We start from the raw sequence: 349 nt of genomic DNA, 5'->3' as shown, positions 1-349 counted from the left end.
GGTCCGCTGACTGATGAGTTCTTCCCGGATTCGATGGGTAGCCTGAGCATCCTGTTGCTCAACCGATTTTACCGCCACGAAGCGCATCGTGGGTCGGCCGAGGGCTTCACAAATCGCTTCAGCATCGGCCCGGTCATTTTTATTCGTCTTGACGTACGGTTTTACGAACTGGGCAGCCACCAGCTTGACCTGGTAGCCACGTGCCTGGAGCTGACGTGCCCAGTAATGCGCTGTGGCGCATGCTTCCATGCCAATGATCGCGCCCTGGGGAACACGGCGACAAACCGCATCGAGCCACTTGGCACGGGTGTATTTGCCTCGCCACTGAGGTTGCTCATGTCGGTCAACG

General features: G+C 58.2%; 1 protein-coding gene. It reads right to left on the bottom strand.

The genetic code is table 11. From position 1 onward, the window contains the following. The coding region (locus tag ACT3T6_RS17740; RefSeq protein ID WP_444615292.1) for an IS110 family transposase at positions 1-349 on the bottom strand (349 nt) is incomplete at both ends.

The sequence above is a fragment of the Halomonas sp. 72 genome (assembly GCF_052379785.1).
Classification (GTDB): Bacteria; Pseudomonadota; Gammaproteobacteria; order Pseudomonadales; family Halomonadaceae; genus Vreelandella; species Vreelandella citrativorans.
The sequence above is the reverse complement of the archived record's forward strand: the minus strand, read 5'-3'. Positions and strand labels throughout refer to the sequence as shown.